The following is a 17,707-nucleotide window of genomic DNA, read 5'->3' as shown; positions in this document are numbered from 1 at the left end:
TCAGGGGCACCCGATGGCGCATTGATGCGACGGCGACATGAAAAAGCGTGGCGACCGGCCGGGCGCCACGCTTGAGTCGTCGGGTCGGAAGGCGAGTCTTGCGGGCGGCTGACGAAATCGCCTAACCCGACTGCCCGAAGGACCGCAGCCGCCGGTCAGCCGCTGAACAGGAAGTGCAGCACGTCGCCGTCCTTGACCTCGTAGGTCTTGCCCTCGACGCGCAGCTTGCCGGCCTCGCGGGCGCCGGCCTCGCCCTTGCCCGCGACGTAATCGTCATAGGCGATGGTTTCCGACCGGATGAAGCCCTTCTCGAAATCGCCATGGATCACGCCTGCCGCCTGCGGGGCCAGCGTGCCCTTGGTGATGGTCCAGGCGCGGGCCTCTTTCGGCCCCACGGTGAAATAGGTCTGCAGGCCCAACAGCTGGTATCCCGCGCGGATCAGGCGATCCAGGCCGGGCTCCTCCAGCCCCATCTCGCCCAGGAACATCTGCGCCTCCTCGGCGTCCAGCTGGCTGATCTCTTCCTCGATCCGGGCCGAGATCACCACATGGCCCGCGCCCTGCGCCTCGGCCATCTCGCGGACCTTCTCGGACATGGCGTTGCCGTGCGCGGCCTCGTCCTCGGCCACGTTGCACACGAAGAGGACCGGTTTCGCGGTCAGCAGCTGCAGCATCTCCCATGCGCGGCGGTCGTCCTCGGCCACCGCGATGGTGCGGGCGGGGCGGCCCTCGTTCAGCGCGGCCAGCGCCTGCTGCAGCAGCCGCTGCTGGTCGGCGGCATCCTTGTCGCCGCCCTTCAGCTTGCGCGCGAGATTGGCCAGCCGCCGCTCGATCGATTCCATGTCCGAGATCATCAGCTCGGTCTCGATCACCTCCGCGTCGGCCAGGGCATCGACGCGGCCCTCGACATGGGTGATGTCGCCATCCTCGAAGCAGCGCAGCACATGGGCGATGGCATCGACCTCGCGGATCGTGGCCAGGAACTGGTTGCCCAAGCCCTCGCCCTTGCTGGCGCCCTTCACCAGACCGGCGATGTCGACGAAGGTGATCCGCGTCGGAATGATCTGCTTACTGCCCGCGATCTGCGCCAGCGTGTCCAGCCGCGCATCGGGGACGGCGACCTCGCCCACATTCGGCTCGATCGTGCAGAAGGGGAAGTTCGCGGCCTGCGCGGCGGCGGTCCGTGTCAGTGCGTTGAACAGCGTGGACTTGCCGACATTCGGCAGCCCGACGATCCCCATGCGAAAGCCCATGACAGCACCCTTTCCCAAACGATTTCCGTGCCGCTGTTACGCGTCCTGCGCGGCCAAGTCCAGCCGTGGCCCGATTGCACCCAACGCCCATGCGGGCTAGTGCTGGGACCGAAGAAGACGGGGACGGACATGACCAGAATCGACGACAGGTTTGCAGAGCTGAAGGCGCAGGGGCGCAAGGCCTTCGTGGCCTACATGATGGCGTCGGACCCCGATGACGCCACGGCGCTGCAGATCATGCGCGGCCTGCCCGAGGCGGGCGTCGACATCATCGAGCTGGGCATGCCCTTCACCGACCCGATGGCGGACGGATCGACCATCCAGGCGGCGGGCCAGCGGGCGCTGGCGCAGGGCGGCAGCGTCAGCCGCACGCTGGAGATGCTGCGCGCGTTCCGGCGCGAGGACACGACCACCCCCGTCGTGCTGATGGGGTATTACAACCCGATCTATGCGCGCCCGGGCGGGGTCACCCAGTTCCTGACCGACGCGGTCGAGGCGGGCGTCGACGGGCTGATCGTCGTCGACCTGCCCCCCGAGGAAGATGCCGAGCTGTGCGTGCCCGCCACCGCCGCCGGGCTGAACTTCATCCGGCTGGCGACGCCCACCACCGATGACCGCCGCCTGCCCGCCGTGGTGAAGAACACCACCGGCTTCGTCTATTACGTCAGCGTCACCGGCATCACCGGCGCCGCCGCCGCGAATGCCGCCGATGTCGCCCCAGAGGTGACGCGCATCCGCGCCGCCGCCGGACTGCCGGTCGTGGTGGGCTTCGGCATCTCGACCCCCGAGGCCGCGCAGGCCATCGCCTCGGTCGCGGATGGCTGCGTGGTGGGCAGCGCCATCGTCAAGCTGATCGGCGAGGGCCGCCCTGTCCCCGAGATCCTGAGCTTCGTCCGCGACCTGGCCGCGGGGGCCCATCGCGGGTGAGCCTGAGCTTCGATCATGTGGCCATCGCCGCCCGCAGCCTGTCCGAGGGCGCGGACTGGCTGCGGGCGCGCCTTGGGCTGGACCTGCAGCCCGGCGGGCGGCATCCGGGCCTCGGCACCCACAACATGCTGCTGTCGCTTGGTCCCGGCGAATATCTGGAACTGATCGCGCCGGACCCGGACAGCCCCGACCGCCCGCGCTGGTTCGGCCTGGACGGGTTCGACGGCCCGCCCTGCGTGGCGGGCTGGGTGGCGCGGGCCGATCCGCTGACCGCCCCGCCGGGGACCGACATCGCCACCGCCACGCGGGGCGATCTGTCCTGGCGCATCACCCTGCCCCGCGCGGGCCAGATGCCGCGCGACGGGGCGCAGCCCATGCTGATCGATTGGGGCACGGGGCCCCACCCGTCCGACCGCCTGCCCGATCACGGGATGCGGCTGGCCCGCCTGACCCTGCCGCTGGACTGCCTGGACCTCTCCGACCGCCGCCTGATGCTGACCGGCGCGGGCACGCCCCTGACGCTGACCCTGACGCGCGACGGGACGCAGGTCACGCTGTGATCCTGCGCGACGCCGCCCCGTCCGACGTGCCGCAGATCGCCGCGATCTGGAACCCCATCGTGCGCGACACCGCCATCACCTTCTGGCCGACCGAGCGGACCGAGGCGGACATCGCCGCCCTGATCGCCCAAAGGCAGGCCGGCGGTCACGCTTTTCTGGTGGCCGAGACGGACGGGGTCGTGGGCTTTGGCACCTACACGCAGTTCCGCGGCGGGGCGGGCTATGCGCGTAGCCAGGAACACACGATCTATCTGGCGCCCGGCCAGCGCGGCCTGGGCCTGGGCCGCACCCTGCTGTGCGGGTTGGAGGATCACGCCCGCGCGCGCGGCCATCGCGTGCTGATCGGCGGGATCACCGGGTCCAACCTGGGCTCGATCGCCTTCCATGCGGCGATGGGATATGCCCAATGGGGCCGCATTCCGGCGGCGGGCTGGAAATTCGGGCAGTTCCACGATCTTGTGCTGATGGGCCGCGACCTGACCGCGATGCGCGACACCCCGCCCCTATCGCCGGACGCTGTCAGCGGCTAGACTGACCTCATGGATTGTTGCGCGACACCCCTGGCCTGCACGGGCCCCTGCCCGGCCCTTCCGCCGCCCCGCAGCTTCTGGCAGCGGATGTCCGACCGCATCGTGGCCTTCCTGTGGACGAACCGCCCCGCGACGCCGCCCGAACGCTCGGTCGCCTTCACCATCGCGGTGATCGCGCTTGGCGCCAAGCTGGCCAAGGTCGACGGCACCGTCGCACGGTCCGAGGTGGCGGCCTTTCGCCGCGTCTTCATCATCCCCCGGTCCGAGGAGAAGAACGCCGCCCGCGTCTTCGATCTGGCACGCCAGGATGTGGCGGGCTTCGATGCCTGGGCGCGCAAGATGGCCTCGATGTTCACGCCGGGCGATCCGGTGCTGCTGGACGTGATCGAGGGGCTGTTCGTCATCGCCGTGGCCGACGGGCCGCTGCACGAGGCCGAGATCGCCTTCCTGGACGAGGTCGGGCGCATCTTCGGCCTGGCCCCCGCCCAGATCGACGCCATCCGCCGCCGCCATGACAGCGGCGCGGGCTGCCCCCCCTGCGAGGTGCTGGGCGTGGAACCCGACACGCCGCTGCCCGAGGTCAAGCGCCGCTGGCGCCAGCTGCTGCGCGAGAATCACCCCGACCATGCCATTGGACGCGGCCTGCCGCCCGAGGCGATCCGTCTGGCCGAGGCCAGGACCCGCCGCCTGAACGAGGCCTGGGACAGCTATCGCACGCGCTATCGCCCCGGTCCGCAGATGGGCGCCGCCTGAGACTTGCAGCGGCGCCCGATCCCGCCCATCTTCGGGACATGAGACATGCATTCGCCCCCCTCGCCCTGACCCTTGCGCTGGCCTTCGGCCCCGCGCAGGCCCAGGACGACCCGACCCCCGCCCCCGAGGAACCGGGCCTGTTCGAACGCGGCCTGGACGGCGTGTTCGGGGACCTGTTCGGCGGCGAGACGCCCGAGGCCGAGGGGCTGGCCAACGACCTGACCGGCGCGCTGCGCCGGATGGGGCCGGTGCTGCAGGATCTGGCCGCACAGGTCGACGACATCCGCAACTATCAGGCGCCCGAGCGGCTGCCCAACGGCGACATCCTGATCCGCCGCCGCGACGATGCCCCGCCGCCGCCGCCCCTGGGCGAGACGCCGCGCCCCGATCCCGACAGCGCCGACCCGGTCGATCCCGACCAGCCGCAGATCGCGCTCTAGGCGGGCAGGTTCGCGTCCTCGACCAGGCCGCGATGGCGCCGGGCCTCGGCCCAGGCTTCCTCGAAGCGGGTGATGCCCTTGGCCTCCAGCGCCGGGATCAGCTTGAGGAAGGCCTCCGCCGTGGCGATGGTGTCGCCCATGGCGGTGTGGCGCGCCTCGGGCGGGATCTCGATGCCGAGCCGCGCGGTCAGCGCGTCCAGCGTATGGACCGCCGACTGCCCCCAGACCATCGCGGACAGGGCCACCGTGTCCAGCACCCGGTTGTCGAAATGCGCGCCCGTCTGCGCGCGTGCCCGGCGCAGGAAGCCCATGTCGAAGGGCGCGTTATGGGCGATCAGCACGCTGTCGTCGCAGAAATGCCGGAAGGCCGTCAGTGCCGCCGTCAGGTCGGGGGCGCCCTGCACCATCGCGTCGGTGATGCCGTGGATCGCGGTCGAGCCGGGCGGGATCGGGCGGCCCGGATCGACCAGCGTGTCGAACCGCTCACCCGTCAGCCGGCCCCGCGCCAGCCGCAGTCCGGCGATCTGCACGATGGCGTCGTGGTCGTTCAGGCCCGTCGTCTCGGTGTCGAAGACCACGCAGGTCAAGTCCGCCAGGCGCGACGAGGCCACGCCTCGCGCCGCCAGCGCGAAATCATAGGTCACGCCGGACCCGTCCACCGCGCCTTGGGCCAGGGGCAGCGGCATGACCAGCGCGCTGCCGGGGCCCGTCGTCTCGGGCCAGATGCCGGTGCCGTGGCGGGCAAGGATCTCGGTGCCCGTCAGGTCGGGCTGGCCGGGATCGGGGGCATCGGTCAGCCAGGCCTCCAGCAGGTCGATGGGCACGGGGGCGCCGGTCCATTCCAGCGCCAGCCGCATCTGGTCCGCCTGGTCGGGATGGACGGCCAGGACCGGCGCATGGCCCCGGTCGCGCAGCCGCGCGTCCAGCGCCAGCAGCAGCGCGTTCAGCCCCGCCGCCTCGGCGCGGAAGGCCAGGCGCGGCAGGGGGGCGGCGGAGGTCAGCCCGGCGGCCAGCTCGTCCAGGCCCGCCATCTGGGCCGGCGCAACGCTGGCCAGGATCTGCGACAGGGTGCGGGTGGTCAGGGCCAGGCCCTGCCCCTCGGCGCGGATGGCCTGCGCCAGCGCGGGCGGGATCGGACCGTCCAGCGCGTCCAACATCGGCACCAGCGTCGCCGCATGGCGGCGCAGCGCTTCCAGCGTGGCGCGCGGCGCGGGCCGGTCCACGGCGGCGTCGCGCAGGATCAGAAGCAAGCCCCCCTCGCCCATGCTGTCGATAGGGCGCAGCCGTCCCGACAGGCGCAGCCCCGCCATGGTGAGACAGGTCAGGTCGGTCGCCCCTGCGCCCGCCGCCAGCCGCACCTGTGCCGCGCGCAGCGCGCCGGGGGTCAGCAGGCGGTCCATCATCCCGTCCAGCGCCAGCCCCGGCAGCAGCCGCGCCGCGCTGGCGTTGTAGAAGACCACCCGCCCCCGCGCATCGGCCATGACCGCGCCCGCCCCGAAATCCGCCAGGATCGATTCGAGGCTGGCCTTCTCGCGCGCCAGTTCCGCCGCATGGGTCTGCAGGGCGGCGTCCAGCGCCTGATCCGACCGCTGCCGCGCCAGCGCCGCGTCATGGGCGGCGGGGCCCAGATCGGCCAGATAGCGGGATTGCGCCAGATCGGGCACCCGCCCGGTGCGCAGCGCGCCCGCCAGCGTCTCGATGGGCCGGGCGATGTTCTGGTCGAACAGATACCACAGCCCGGTCACGATGCCGGTCAGCCCGAAGCCCGCCAGCAGCGCCCCCTGGATCGCGGCATCCGTTCCGCCCGACCCCGCGCGCCACAAAGCCAGCCCCGCGACCGTCAGCGCCGCCCCGAGCGTGCCCGCGAACATCAGCAGGATCCGCCCCCGCAACGAGCCGCGGACCGCCCCGCCCGATGCGGGGGGTCCGGCATCCGGGGCGGGGGCGGGCGCGGTCATGACGTGGCGGGTCCCGGCGCCAGCAGCCGCGCCATCTCGGCGCGCAGCTCGGCCAGCTCGAAGGGTTTGGCAATGAAGCCGTCGGCGCCAAGCGCCAGGCCCTTGCGGCGTTCGACGACCGATCCGCGCGCGGTCATCATCAGCACCCGCACATCCGCCAGCGCCGGATCGGCGCGCACGTCCTGCACGATCTGATAGCCCGAGACCTCGGGCAGCATCACGTCCAGCAGGACCAGATCGGGATGCATCTGCCGGATGCGGTCGACCGCGCCCTTGCCGGTGGCGATGCGGTCGTGGCGGTGCCCGTCGCGGGTCAGCAGGAAATCCAGCGCGGTCGCGATGTTGTCCTCGTCCTCGACGATCAGGATGTCAGCCATCGGAGGCCTCCCCCGGGCAGACGGCGGCAAAGGCCGCGTCGTCGCCCGCCGGCATCCAGTCGCCGCGCGCAGGCCGGATGCGGTCGCCCGCGCAGTCGAAATCCTGCGGCACGATGATCGTCTGGCCGCGCCGTTCGACCAGCATGATCGGCGCGCTGCGGGTGCCGCCCGCCTCGTCGGTGATCTGCGCGGGGTCGAGGGCCGCGAAGCGCACCTCGACCGGGGCCAGATAGGTCCAGGGCGCCCAGGGCTGGCTGTCGCGCCCGACGGCCAGCACCTCGGCCCCCTGCGGCAGGGTCGCCACCGCGCGGTCGAACCACGCATAGTCGTTCCAGACCGAATAGGCGACCATCGCCAGCCCGATCCCCCCGGTCAGCAGCCAGGGCGGCGGGTTCAGCCCCGCCTTGCGCGCCGCATGCATCCCCGCATACAGCACCGCTGCCGCGCCGACCGCGACCGCGATCACCCCCAGCAGATCCGCTCCGATCCCCGTCATCCCAGCATCCCCTTGCCATGTCCCACCGCCGACTGCATGCCGCGCACCACCACGAAGGCGTCGCGCAGATGACTGCGTTCGAAATCCGACAGATCCGCCGGCGAGAGGTAATTGTCGGGCTTGCGCCCCGCGCGCACCAGATGCGCCTGGTTTTCCAGACGCACGGTCTGGATCATGTCATAGGCCGCGATCAGGTCCCGCGCACCCGTTCCCGAGATGACGCCCCGCGCCTCGGCATCTTCCAGCCGGGCGCGCGTGTTGACCGACCCGATCCGGCCCTGCAGCGCATAGCAGCGGCCCAGATCGGTGATCGGCACCACGCCGTTGTGCTTCATGTCGATATGGTGGCGATGCTCGCCCGACCGGATCGTGGCAAAGCCGCCGATCAGGCCCAGGGGCGGGCGGTGCTTGAGCGAATTGGCGATCATGTGCGCCACGAAGATCGAGTTCCTCGACGCGGCCTCCAGCGTCTCGCGCTGCAGCATGTCCAGCAGCGCACCCTCGCCGCCGATGGCGCGCAGGTCGAACATGACGGATGCCAGCATCTGCGCCTCGGGGCTGGGATGGGCGATCCAGTCGCGGAAATAGGCCCGCCAGACCGGGGCGGGCTGGCGCCAGCGCGGGTTGCTGGCCATCATGTCGCCGGGGCAGTGGACATAGCCGCAGGCATCCAGCCCGTCGCAGACGCGGGCCGCCAGGTCGCGGAACCAGGGATGGGCGGGATCGGCGCCGGGCGCCAGGATCAGGCAGTTGTCCTGATCGCTGACGCCGGTCTGTTCCTGCCGCCCCTGGCTGCCGCAGGCGGCCCAGAGCCAGGGCGCGGGCGCGGGCCCCAGATCGGCCACGGCCAGATCCAGCAGGCGGCGGGTGACCGCATCGGCGATGTCGGTGATCATCCGGGTGACGATCTCGTGGCGCTGCCGGGCGCGGACCAGCTGCACCAGCAGTTCGGGGATGCGGGCGGTCACGCGGGCCATGTCGGCGGTGTCGCGCGCCAGCGCCACCTCGCGGATCAGCCCCGCGGCCGAGATCGCCTGCACCCGCGTCAGGTCGGTCTGGCTGACCATGCCGGTGAAGCGGCCGTCCTCGACCACCGGCAGGTGGCTGATCTTGCGTTCCAGCATGATGTTCAGCACGTCATAGCCAAGGGCCGTAGGCGCCAGCGTCACCGGGTCGGGCGTCATCACCTCGCGCACCGGCTGGCGCATGTCGCGGCCCTCGGCCACGACGCGGTTGGACATGTCGCGGATGGTGACCAGGCCGATCAGGCGCCCACCCTCGGTGATCCCCAGGCTGCTGATGCGGGCGTCGCGCATCATCTGGGCGGCGGTGATGATCGGCGTCTCGGGCGGGCAGCTGACCGGCTTGCCCGACAGCAGCTCGCCCACCTTCAGCCGGGCCACGTCGCTGCCGCGATCCACCGGCCCCCGGCCCCGGTCGAAGAAGCGCGCGATGGCGCGGTGTTCCGAGATCAGGCGGATCACCTCGGCCCGGGGCAGCATCAGGATCTGCGCCTCGTCCAGCGCCCGGGCCGAGGTCACGGCCACCCCGTCGCGCAGCAAGCCGCGTTCGCCGAAGGAATTGCGCGGACCCAGCTGCGAGACGCTGTCGCCGTTGCGGTCGGTGACCGCCACATGGCCGCTTTCGATCAGGTACAGCCCCGGCAGCCGGTCGCCGAATTCATAGACCGGATCGCCGGGGGCAAAGCTCCTGCGGCTGAAGGAACCGGCGACCCGCGCCAGCTCGTCCCGCTTCAGGCTGTCATAGGGATGCACGGTGGCGATGAAACCTGCGGTGCGGTCGGACATCCGGGGGACAACTTTCGGATTGGAGGATGCCGCGCCCCCGGGATGGGGGACGCGGCGGTGATGGTCAGTGCGCGACGGCGTCGCCGGCACCGCGCGGGACGCGGATCGATTCGACCAGCTCCTGCACATGGGCCGGGGGACGCTGGCTGACCGCCGAGACACCGAAGGCCACGGCGAAGTTGATCATCGCGCCGATGGTGCCGAAGGAGGCCGGCGAGATGCCGAACAGCCAGGCGTCGGGGGTGTCGGGCAGGATGTTGGTCCCGGCGACGAAGAAGAACCCCTTGTAGGCGAAGATGTAGAGGATGGTCGTCAGCATCCCCGCGATCATGCCCGCGATGGCGCCTTCCTTGCCGACCCGCTTCGAGAAGATGCCCATCATCAGCACCGGGAAGATCGAGCTGGCGGCCAGGCCGAAGGCCAAGGCCACGGTCTGCGCCGCGAAGCCCGGCGGGTTCAGACCCAGGATCGTGGCCACCAGGATCGAGGCGGCCATCGAGATGCGGGCGGCCATCAGCTCGCCCTTTTCGCTGATGCCGGGGCGCAGCGTGCCCTTGATCAGGTCGTGGGACACGGCGCCCGAGATGGCCAGCAGCAGACCCGCCGCGGTGGACAGGGCGGCGGCCAGGCCGCCGGCGGCGACGATGGCGATGACCCAGCCCGGCAGGTTGGCGATCTCGGGGTTGGCCAGCACCATGATGTCGTTGTTCACGGTGGTCAGCTCGTTCCCGGCCAGACCCTGCGCCGCTGCCATCTCGACCGCGGGACCCGCGGTGGCGGCGTCGTTGTAGTACTGGATCAGGCCGTCGCCGTTCTTGTCTTCCCAGTTCAGCAGGCCGGTGATCTGCCAGTTGCGCATCCATTCCAGCTCGGGGCTGGTCTCGATGGCGTCCAGCGAGACGGCCGGCTGGCTGTAGGTGTCGCCGGTCAGGGCGCCCGGCCACATGGTGGCGGTCAAGTTGAAGCGCGCCATGGATCCGACCGCCGGGGCGACCGTGTAGAGCAGCGCGATGAAGACCAGCGCCCAGCCCGCCGACTTGCGCGCATCCGAGACCTTGGGCACGGTGAAGAAGCGGATGATGACATGCGGCAGGCCCGCGGTGCCGATCATCAGCGCCATGGTGAACAGCACCATGTCCAGGGTCGAGTTGTGGTGCCCGGTGTATTCGCGGAAGCCCAGGTCGGTGACCAGCAGGTCCAGCTTGGAGAGGAACTCCATGCCAGAGGCTTCATGCGTGCCGAAGAGGCCCAGGGGCGGCAGGAAATTGCCCGTCAGCTGCAGCGAGATGAAGATCGCCGGGATGGTGTAGGCGATGATCAGCACGACATACTGCGCGACCTGCGTGTAGGTGATGCCCTTCATCCCGCCGAGAACGGCGTAGGAGAAGACCAGCGCCGCACCGATCCAGAGGCCGGTCGAGTTCGACACTTCCAGATAGCGCGAGAAGGTGACGCCCACGCCGGTCATCTGCCCGATCACGTAGGTGATCGAGACGATCAGCAGGCAGATCACGCCGATGATGCGCGCGGTCGGAGAATAGAAGCGGTCGCCGATGAATTCCGGCACGGTGAACTTGCCGAACTTGCGCAGGTAGGGCGCCAGCAGCAGGGCCAGCAGCACGTAGCCGCCCGTCCAGCCCATCAGGTAGGTCGAGTTGTCATAGCCCGTGAAGGCGATGAGGCCGGCCATCGAGATGAAGGACGCCGCCGACATCCAGTCGGCGGCCGTCGCCATGCCGTTCACGACCGGGCTGACGCCGCGGTTGGCGGCATAGAACTCGGCGGTGGACTTGGCGCGGCAATAGATGGCGATGCCGATGTACACCGCGAAGGATGCGCCCACGACAAGAAGGTTCAGGGTAAACTGGCTCATGGCTGTTTCCTCACTCGTCCACGCCGTGTTCGGCATCCAGGCGGTTCATGCGCCAGGTGTAGAAGAAGATCAGCGCGATGAAGCACAGGATCGATCCCTGCTGGGCGAACCAGAAGCCCAGATCCGTCCCGCCCACCGGGATGGACGACAGCAGCGGCCGCAGGATGATGCCGAAGCCATAGGACACCAGCGCCCAGATCGCGATGCACACGTAGATGATGCGAAGATTGGCCTGCCAATACGCATTCGAGGATTGTCTGTCACTCATGTCCTTGGGTCCCTCCCTGTTCAGACATCTTGGTCGATCCGCCTTGTGTCAGTCCGCGCCCGCCCCGGCGGAGGGTCGGGCGGCATTGCGGGGGCCCCAAGGCCGGGCCCCCGGCCAAGCGTCAGCCGCGGTTCATGCGGTTGGCGATCAGTTCGTCCACGACCTCGGGCTCGGCCAGGGTCGAGGTGTCGCCCAGGGTGCCGTGGTCGTTTTCCGCGATCTTGCGCAGGATGCGGCGCATGATCTTGCCCGAGCGCGTCTTGGGCAGGCCCGGCGCCCACTGGATCAGGTCCGGCTTGGCGATGGGGCCGATCTCGGTGCGGACCCATTTCTCAAGGTCCTTGCGCAGGTCGTCACTGGGCTCGACGCCGTTCATCAGGGTGACATAAGCATAGATGCCCTGCCCCTTCATGGCATGCGGATAGCCCACCACCGCCGCCTCGGCGACCTTCTCGTGGGCGACCAGGGCCGATTCGACCTCGGCGGTGCCCATGCGGTGGCCGCTGACGTTGATGACGTCGTCGACGCGGCCGGTGATCCAGTAATAGCCATCCTCGTCGCGGCGGCAGCCGTCCCCGGTGAAGTAGTATCCCGGGTATTGCTGGAAATACGCCTCCTCGAAGCGGGGGTGATCCTCCCACAGGGTGCGCATCTGGCCGGGCCAGCTGTCGGCGATGCACAGCACGCCCTCGGCCGGATCGCCCTGCTGCACCTCGGCGGTGGCGGCGTCCAGGATGACCGGCTTGACCCCGAAGAAGGGCACGGTGGCCGATCCGGGCTTCGTCTCGGTCGCGCCGGGCAGCGGCGTGATCAGGTGGCCGCCGGTCTCGGTCTGCCACCAGGTGTCGACGATGGGGCAGCGGCCCTTGCCGACATGCTCGTTGTACCAGTTCCAGGCCTCGGGGTTGATCGGCTCTCCGACGGTGCCGAGGATGCGCAGCGACGACAGGTCATGCGCCAGGACCGGTTCGGTGCCCTTGGCCATCAGGCTGCGGATGGCGGTGGGGGCGGTGTAGAACTGGGTGACCTTGTGCTTGGCGCAGACCTCCCAGAAGCGGCCCGCATCGGGGAAGGTCGGCACGCCCTCGAACATCACGGTCGTGGCGCCGTTGGCCAGCGGGCCATAGACGATGTAGCTGTGCCCGGTGACCCAGCCCACATCGGCGGTGCACCAGAAGACGTCGCCGTCGTGATAGTCGAAGACCATCTGATGCGTCATCGCGGCATAGACCAGATAGCCGCCGGTCGTATGCACCACGCCCTTCGGCTTGCCGGTCGATCCCGAGGTATAGAGGATGAACAGCGGATCCTCGGCCCCCATCGGGCGCGGCGGGCAATCGGGCGCGACCTGCGCCATCTGCGCCTTCACGTCGACGTCGCGGCCCTCGATCCAGGTGGTCTGGTCGCCGGTATGCTTGACCACCAGGCAGCGCACCCGGTCCGAGCAGTGCAGCAGCGCCGCGTCGGCATTGGATTTCAGCGCCGTCCGGCGACCGCCGCGCGGGGCGGTGTCGGCGGTGATCAGCACCTTGGCGCCGCAATCGTTGATCCGGTTGGCCAGCGCATCGGGCGAGAAGCCCGCGAAGACGATCGAATGGATCGCGCCGATCCGCGCGCAGGCCAGCATCGCATAGGCCGCCTCGGGGATCATCGGAAGATAGATCACCACCCGGTCGCCGCGCATCACGCCCTGGCTCAGCAGCACGTTGGCAAAGCGGTTCACGCTTTCCGACAGCTGGGCATAGGTGATGTGCTGGGCGGGGGTCTGCGGATCGTCGGGCTCGAAAATGATCGCGGTCTGGGTCGCGCGGGTGGCCAGATGGCGGTCGATGCAGTTGACCGAGGCGTTCAGAACGCCGTCCTCGTACCACTTGATGCTGACCTGACCCAGGGTGAAGTCGGTGTTCTTCACCTTGGTGAAGGGCGTGATCCAGTCCAGCCGCCGGCCCTCGCGGCTCCAGAAACCCTCGGGGTCGCGGATCGATTCGTCATAGAGGGGAGCATAGTCCCCCGGTCCGACATGGGCATTCGCGATCCCTGTCGGAATTGCGTGTTTCTGAATGGTTTCGGTACTCATGACATCCCCCTCCGTCTCGGCCATGCGGCAGGTCCGGGGCGGGTTCGATGGCCTGAACCGCATGCCGGGCTGCGTTGGGATGCATGTTAATCACATTCGAGGCAAAAAGTTAACATGTTTTTTATAAACGATAATCTTGTCAATTAATTGACCAGACTTACAACTGTACGGTAAAGTCTTCACAAACCCGTCAAGGCCCGCCGGCAGGGACCGGCGGGCCTTGGGCAAGATGGGACTGGCTGCGGCCGGCGGGCCTAGTTCGGACGGTCCATTCGGGCATAGATGCAGACCCGCCCGCGCAGCGGCTGCGCCCAGGACAGGCGGATCTGGCGGCGCGAGGATCCGATCTCGGGGGTGACGGTGGGGCTGGCATCGCTGCGCACGCCCGCCGCCGTCAGCAGCGGCGTCTCGGTCACCACCGACTGCACCGACTTGGCCCAGCCCTGGAAGGGCAGCCCGGCCAGCGCGGGCGTGGTCCAGGTCGCCGCGGCGGTGTTCTGCGTGTGCTGCACCATCAGCGGATTGGCGACATAGGTATTCACGCCGTTGAAGGTGTTCGCCTCGAACTGCAGGTTGCGCATGTTGGCATAGTTCAGGTCGGCGATCGACGTGTCGACCCGGTCGATCCGGGTGATGTTGCCGAAGAGCGCCTTGAAGACGTTGCCGACCACGTTCAGCCCCTGGATGAAATGCCCGGTCCCGTAGGGCTTGACGGTGATCCAGGTGAACCAAGGCGCGGTGTTGGAGCAGAGGAAGGTGTTGCCGGTCAGGGTCAGCCCGCCGAAGCTGAACTCGGACCCGGTGAAGTTGGGGAGGGCGCTGTGCTCGTTCGTCCATTCGATCGAGGCGTTGTCGATGTAGTTGCCGGTCACGGTGGTCTGGACGTTGGGCTGGGTCAGCACCAGCCCGGCATAGCGCAACCCCTCGCCCGAGCCGTCGCCCTGGAACCAGTGGTTGCCGCTGATGATGTGCCCGCCGCCATTGGCCACCAGGAAATGCGCGAAGCGCACGAAGCGGTTGTTGCGGATCTTGATGTCGTTGGCATTGGTGTTGATGGCGATGGTGGTGCGCTGCTGGGCGGGCAGGTCCATGTCGTCGGACAGGAACTGGCAGTTGTCGACCAGCAGGTCCTGGCAGCCGCGCCCGATCGAGGTGATGCCGCGATTGACAGGGCGGGTGAAGTAGCAGTCCGAGAACTGGATCATCTCGCCCTTGGGGGCCAGCATCACCCCGCTGGCCACGCGGCCGCTGTTGAAGTCGATCTTGGCGAAGTTCAGGCGGCTGACCTCGCGCATGCCCGAGAAGTCGATCAGGTAGCGGTAGCGCTCGAAGGCATAGGTCCGGGTGCCCGCGCCGCCGTAGAAGGGCTGGGACAGGGTCAGCGTCTTCTTGGCCACGTCGCGGGCGGTGACATAGACCTCGCGCCCCACGCCGTTGCCGGTGATGCGGCTGCCCACCTCGATGGCGGCGACATTGGTGACCGCCGACAGGAGCAGGGGCTGGGCGGGGTTGTAGCTCGCCGGGCTGGCCGTCCGCCCCACCTCCCAGGCCGGTCCCGGCTTGGCCTGGATCGAGCCGTTCTGGATCACCCGCCGGTTCGAGAAGCCGTCGGTCGTGGGCGCCAGTTCGGTCACGATCAGCGGCGCCTCCAGGTCGACCCGCCGCCCGCAGAGGTCCAGCGAGATATGGTCGGTATAGCCCAGCAGCGCCTGGATGGCCTTCTGCAGGCCGAGCGTCTCATCCCCGAAGGCATCGGCATAGGTCGGGAAGTCGAAGCTGCGCATCAGGGACACCCGCGTGGCGGCGGGGGTGACGATGCGGCCCTGAAAGCGGATGCGGCTTTCGATGGACAGATCACCCGAGATGAAGAACACCCCCTCGGGCACCAGCACCGCGCCCCCCCGGCTGGCCCGGTCGGCGGCCACGAAGGCCGCGCGGTCGTTGGTGACCCCGTCGCCCACCGCGCCGAAGTCGCGCACGTCGACCCAGTCCAGCAGCGAGGGGACGAAGGCGGCCGTGATGTCCTCGATCCGGATCGATTCGATGCGGACGGCGCCACCATTCGCGCCGACCAGGTCCAGCCCGAAATGCCCGTAGGCGGCGGCCGTGCCCCAGGGCATGTCGACGCCCGAGCGGCGGCCGACGCCGACGATGGCGCTGACCTCGACCACCTCGCCATAGGTCCGCAGCGCAACCGTGGGGCCGGTGGTGACCAGCCCGGCGACGGCGCCGCGCGAGGCGTTGCCCGCCCAGCCCGCGATCCGCACCCCCGCCAGCGCACCCGCCACCGCCTTGACCCGCGCCGAGACGCGCAGGTAGACGCCGGGGATCATCGGCGTCTCGCCCATGAAGCGGAGGCTGGTGGTGGTCTGCTGCTTGGCGATTTCCAGGCAGGGGCCGAAATCCTGGTCGGCGGGCACCAGCGAGGCATTGGCTGCCTGGTCCCAGGTCGGGCTGCCCGACCGCCCGTCGCTGCGCGACCAGGCGCCCAGTCCCGCCCTGAAGGCGGGCGGCATCAGCAAAAGCCCGTTCGTGATCGCAATGTTCATCCGCTATCCCTTCCTGACCGCATGGGGACCGGACCCCGCGGCCCGTCCCGATGGGACAGGAATAGGTGAAGAAAGGTTAACGGCGGCTGAAGGCAGCGCGCGCTGCACCGGGCAGGCGCGCAACGGCCGATGAGGCCGGGGGGCTGTCAGCCCCCCGGACCCCCCGAGGATATTTGCGCCAAGATGAAGGGAAAGGCCGCGTCAGGCGGGGGTGACGGCCAGGTGACCCGACAGCGCGGTCTCGATCAGGGCGCGGGTCTCGTCGATGCCGTAGAGCGCGATGAAGCCGCCAAAGCGCGGGCCCTGATCGGCGCCCAGCAGGACCTGGTAGAGCGCCGCGAACCAGTCGCGCAGCGGCTCGAACCCGTGGTCCTTGCCGATGGCGAAGACCATGGACTGCAGCGCCTCGGGATCGGCGGGCTGGTCCCATGCGGACAGGCGCGCGGCCAGATCCTCCATCGCGCGGCGTTCGATGTCGGTGGGCGCGCGGAAGGTCCGGGTGGGGGCCACGAAATCGGTGAAATAGCGCAGCGCGAAGCCCGCCGCCGCATCGAGGTCGGGATGCGTCTCGGGCGAGGCGTCGGGGGCGTAGCGGCGGATGAAGCCCCAGAGCCCCTCCTTGCCGGTCTGGCCCGCGACGGCGGCCAGGTTCAGCAGCATCTGGAACGGCACCACCATGTCGGAGGCCGGAACGTCGCCGCCATGGATGTGCCAGACCGGGTTGGACAGCTGCTGGTCCGGCGTCTGGTCGGGCCAGGCCCGCAGTTGATGATGATATTCGTCCACCGCCTTGGGGATCACGTCGAAATACATGCGCTTGGCAGATTTCGGCTTCTGATACATGAAATAGGACAGGCTTTCGGTCGCCGCATAGGTCAGCCATTCGTCGATCGACAGCCCGTTGCCCTTGGACTTGCTGATCTTCTGCCCGTGCTGGTCCAGGAACAGCTCGTAGGTGAAATGCTCGGGCGGGCGGCCGCCCAGGATCCTGCAGATGCCGTCATAGATGGGCGTGTTGGTGCTGTGATCCTTGCCGTACATCTCGAAATCCACGTCGAGCGCGGCCCACCGGGCGCCGAAATCGGGCTTCCACTGCAGCTTGACCTGACCGCCGGTGACCGGAAGCGTCGTCTCCTGGCCGTCCTCGACGAAGGTGATGGTGCCGGCTTTCGCATCGACATGGGTGATGGGGACATACAGCACCCGGCCCGTCCTGGGGCTGATCGGCAGGAAGCAGGAATAGGTCTGCTGGCGTTCCTCGCGCAGGCTGGCCAGCATGACCGCCATGATCTCGTCGTATTTCTCGGCGGCGCGCAGCAGCGTCTCGTCGAACCGGCCGGATTTGTAGTAATCGGTGGCGCTGACGAATTCGTATTCGAAGCCGAACGTGTCGAGGAAGCGGCGCAGCATGGCGTTGTTGTGGTCGCCGAAGCTGTCATGCGTGCCGAAGGGGTCGGGCACGGCGGTCAGCGGCAGCTGCAGGTGGCCCTGCATCATCTCTTGCTGCGGCACGTTCTCGGGGACCTTGCGCATCCCGTCCATGTCGTCCGAAAAGCAGATCAGCCGCGTGGGGATGTCGCTGATCAACTCGAAGGCGCGGCGGATCATCGTGGTGCGCGCGACCTCGCCGAAGGTCCCGATATGGGGCAGGCCCGAGGGGCCGTAGCCCGTCTCGAACAGGACATGGCCCTTGTCGGGGTCCTTCTTCTCGTACCGTTTCAGCACCCGGCGCGCTTCTTCGAACGGCCAGGCCTTCGACGTCATCGCGGCATCGCGCAGGGTGGTCATGAGCGGATCTCCTGTTGAGGTCCGCATGCCTTATTGAAAGCGTCGCATAT

At 69.1% G+C, this 17,707-nt stretch carries 15 protein-coding genes; 5 read left to right on the top strand and 10 right to left on the bottom strand.

Annotation, left to right across the window (positions count from 1 at the left end; genetic code table 11):
* Positions 1-155: 155 nt before the first annotated feature.
* Positions 156-1,253: a redox-regulated ATPase YchF gene (gene ychF / locus E4191_RS06705; protein ID WP_135312722.1), complete on the bottom strand. Its 1,098-nt coding sequence runs from the start codon at positions 1,251-1,253 to the stop codon at positions 156-158.
* Between the two features lie 129 nt (positions 1,254-1,382).
* Here ychF and trpA point away from each other — a divergent pair, with 129 nt between their 5' ends.
* The 5 genes from trpA to E4191_RS06680 all read left to right on the top strand — a co-directional run bounded on the left by trpA (position 1,383) and on the right by E4191_RS06680 (position 4,463).
* Positions 1,383-2,180 (top strand): tryptophan synthase subunit alpha, encoded by a 798-nt coding sequence (gene trpA / locus E4191_RS06700; protein ID WP_135312721.1) that lies wholly within the window; start codon positions 1,383-1,385, stop codon positions 2,178-2,180.
* Positions 2,177-2,740, top strand: coding sequence for a VOC family protein (locus E4191_RS06695; protein ID WP_176562647.1), 564 nt, complete (start codon positions 2,177-2,179; stop codon positions 2,738-2,740). The genes trpA and E4191_RS06695 overlap by 4 nt, the downstream gene beginning before the upstream one ends.
* On the top strand, positions 2,737-3,270 hold the full coding sequence (locus E4191_RS06690; RefSeq protein WP_228461615.1) for a GNAT family N-acetyltransferase: 534 nt from the start codon (positions 2,737-2,739) through the stop codon (positions 3,268-3,270). Before E4191_RS06695 ends, E4191_RS06690 begins: the two co-directional genes overlap by 4 nt.
* A gap of 87 nt (positions 3,271-3,357) precedes the next feature.
* The gene (locus E4191_RS06685) at positions 3,358-4,023 is read left to right on the top strand and encodes a molecular chaperone DjiA (RefSeq protein WP_228461613.1); all 666 of its coding nucleotides are present in this window, start codon (positions 3,358-3,360) and stop codon (positions 4,021-4,023) included.
* A 38-nt stretch (positions 4,024-4,061) separates the two neighbouring features.
* Positions 4,062-4,463 carry a hypothetical protein gene (locus tag E4191_RS06680; protein ID WP_135312718.1) on the top strand — a complete coding sequence of 134 codons (402 nt, stop codon included), beginning with the start codon at positions 4,062-4,064 and terminating at the stop codon, positions 4,461-4,463.
* Here E4191_RS06680 and E4191_RS06675 read toward each other — a convergent pair.
* From E4191_RS06675 to E4191_RS06635, 9 genes are all read right to left on the bottom strand, one after another.
* Positions 4,460-6,421 carry a 3'-5' exonuclease gene (locus tag E4191_RS06675; RefSeq protein ID WP_135312717.1) on the bottom strand — a complete coding sequence of 654 codons (1,962 nt, stop codon included), beginning with the start codon at positions 6,419-6,421 and terminating at the stop codon, positions 4,460-4,462. The two genes, E4191_RS06680 and E4191_RS06675, sit on opposite strands and share 4 nt — an antisense overlap.
* Positions 6,418-6,798 carry a response regulator transcription factor gene (locus E4191_RS06670; RefSeq protein ID WP_135312716.1) on the bottom strand — a complete coding sequence of 127 codons (381 nt, stop codon included), beginning with the start codon at positions 6,796-6,798 and terminating at the stop codon, positions 6,418-6,420. The genes E4191_RS06675 and E4191_RS06670 overlap by 4 nt, the downstream gene beginning before the upstream one ends.
* The gene (locus E4191_RS06665) at positions 6,791-7,294 is read right to left on the bottom strand and encodes a hypothetical protein (RefSeq protein WP_135312715.1); all 504 of its coding nucleotides are present in this window, start codon (positions 7,292-7,294) and stop codon (positions 6,791-6,793) included. Before E4191_RS06665 ends, E4191_RS06670 begins: the two co-directional genes overlap by 8 nt.
* On the bottom strand, positions 7,291-9,102 hold the full coding sequence (locus E4191_RS06660; RefSeq protein ID WP_135312714.1) for a DUF294 nucleotidyltransferase-like domain-containing protein: 1,812 nt from the start codon (positions 9,100-9,102) through the stop codon (positions 7,291-7,293). Before E4191_RS06660 ends, E4191_RS06665 begins: the two co-directional genes overlap by 4 nt.
* A 64-nt stretch (positions 9,103-9,166) precedes the next feature.
* Complete coding sequence (locus E4191_RS06655) at positions 9,167-10,975, bottom strand: sodium:solute symporter family protein (protein ID WP_135312713.1); 1,809 nt, start codon at positions 10,973-10,975, stop codon at positions 9,167-9,169.
* A gap of 10 nt (positions 10,976-10,985) precedes the next feature.
* Entirely contained in the window at positions 10,986-11,243 is a 258-nt protein-coding gene (locus E4191_RS06650) for a DUF4212 domain-containing protein (RefSeq protein WP_135312712.1), read from the bottom strand.
* 121 nt (positions 11,244-11,364) lie between these two features.
* On the bottom strand, positions 11,365-13,320 hold the full coding sequence (gene acs / locus E4191_RS06645) for an acetate--CoA ligase (RefSeq protein WP_135312711.1): 1,956 nt from the start codon (positions 13,318-13,320) through the stop codon (positions 11,365-11,367).
* A gap of 254 nt (positions 13,321-13,574) precedes the next feature.
* The gene (locus E4191_RS06640; protein ID WP_135312710.1) at positions 13,575-15,869 is read right to left on the bottom strand and encodes a glycosyl hydrolase family 28-related protein; all 2,295 of its coding nucleotides are present in this window, start codon (positions 15,867-15,869) and stop codon (positions 13,575-13,577) included.
* 201 nt (positions 15,870-16,070) lie between these two features.
* Positions 16,071-17,657, bottom strand: coding sequence for a lysine--tRNA ligase (locus E4191_RS06635; RefSeq protein WP_135312709.1), 1,587 nt, complete (start codon positions 17,655-17,657; stop codon positions 16,071-16,073).
* Positions 17,658-17,707 lie beyond the last annotated feature (50 nt).

The sequence above is a fragment of the Paracoccus liaowanqingii genome (genome assembly GCF_004683865.2).
GTDB classification, from domain to species: Bacteria; Pseudomonadota; Alphaproteobacteria; order Rhodobacterales; family Rhodobacteraceae; genus Paracoccus; species Paracoccus liaowanqingii.
This window is presented reverse-complemented; position numbering and strand designations above follow the sequence as displayed.

Bases quoted from the DNA above. Each gene is read 5' to 3' on its own strand.
- E4191_RS06650 (WP_135312712.1), bottom strand. From the start codon at position 11,243: ATGAGTGACAGACAATCCTCGAATGCGTATTGGCAGGCCAATCTTCGC.
- E4191_RS06670 (WP_135312716.1), bottom strand. From the start codon at position 6,798: ATGGCTGACATCCTGATCGTCGAGGACGAGGACAACATCGCGACCGCG.
- ychF (WP_135312722.1), bottom strand. From the start codon at position 1,253: ATGGGCTTTCGCATGGGGATCGTCGGGCTGCCGAATGTCGGCAAGTCC.
- trpA (WP_135312721.1), top strand. From the start codon at position 1,383: ATGACCAGAATCGACGACAGGTTTGCAGAGCTGAAGGCGCAGGGGCGC.
- E4191_RS06660 (WP_135312714.1), bottom strand. From the start codon at position 9,102: ATGTCCGACCGCACCGCAGGTTTCATCGCCACCGTGCATCCCTATGAC.
- E4191_RS06640 (WP_135312710.1), bottom strand. From the start codon at position 15,869: ATGAACATTGCGATCACGAACGGGCTTTTGCTGATGCCGCCCGCCTTC.
- E4191_RS06665 (WP_135312715.1), bottom strand. From the start codon at position 7,294: ATGACGGGGATCGGAGCGGATCTGCTGGGGGTGATCGCGGTCGCGGTC.
- E4191_RS06685 (WP_228461613.1), top strand. From the start codon at position 3,358: ATGTCCGACCGCATCGTGGCCTTCCTGTGGACGAACCGCCCCGCGACG.
- E4191_RS06680 (WP_135312718.1), top strand. From the start codon at position 4,062: ATGAGACATGCATTCGCCCCCCTCGCCCTGACCCTTGCGCTGGCCTTC.
- acs (WP_135312711.1), bottom strand. From the start codon at position 13,320: ATGAGTACCGAAACCATTCAGAAACACGCAATTCCGACAGGGATCGCG.
- E4191_RS06675 (WP_135312717.1), bottom strand. From the start codon at position 6,421: ATGACCGCGCCCGCCCCCGCCCCGGATGCCGGACCCCCCGCATCGGGC.
- E4191_RS06635 (WP_135312709.1), bottom strand. From the start codon at position 17,657: ATGACCACCCTGCGCGATGCCGCGATGACGTCGAAGGCCTGGCCGTTC.
- E4191_RS06655 (WP_135312713.1), bottom strand. From the start codon at position 10,975: ATGAGCCAGTTTACCCTGAACCTTCTTGTCGTGGGCGCATCCTTCGCG.